The organism is Photorhabdus sp. RM96S (genome assembly GCF_042879335.1).
Taxonomy (GTDB): Bacteria; Pseudomonadota; Gammaproteobacteria; order Enterobacterales; family Enterobacteriaceae; genus Photorhabdus; species Photorhabdus kayaii.
Window position 1 is genome coordinate 1 of the sequence record NZ_JBHFKT010000256.1, and the last position, 259, is coordinate 259.

Below are 259 nucleotides of genomic sequence, written 5' to 3' on the forward strand. Positions count from 1 at the left end.
AAATGACATAAAGTCATTAACATGTGGCAGATAGAGGTATTCGTATAACACCTGCAACGGCCAGAAATAGTCATGGGGTCTCGGCAGGACCAAATTTTCTTTCAGGCGTGGAGCGATCTCAATAGATAGCCACATTTCTTGCTCTTTCAGGGATGTTTTCAGATAAGTGTTGTTCAGCGATTGATCCACGTATTTGGTCAGTAAAGACGCCAGTTTTTGATCTTCTCCGAGAAAAAGCGTGACTTGCCCTGTCTTCCAA

General features: G+C 43.2%; 1 protein-coding gene. It reads right to left on the minus strand.

The features are described 5' to 3' along the window. On the minus strand, positions 1-259 hold a 259-nt coding region (locus ACGF49_RS25240; protein ID WP_387493546.1), incomplete at both ends, for a type VI secretion system baseplate subunit TssF.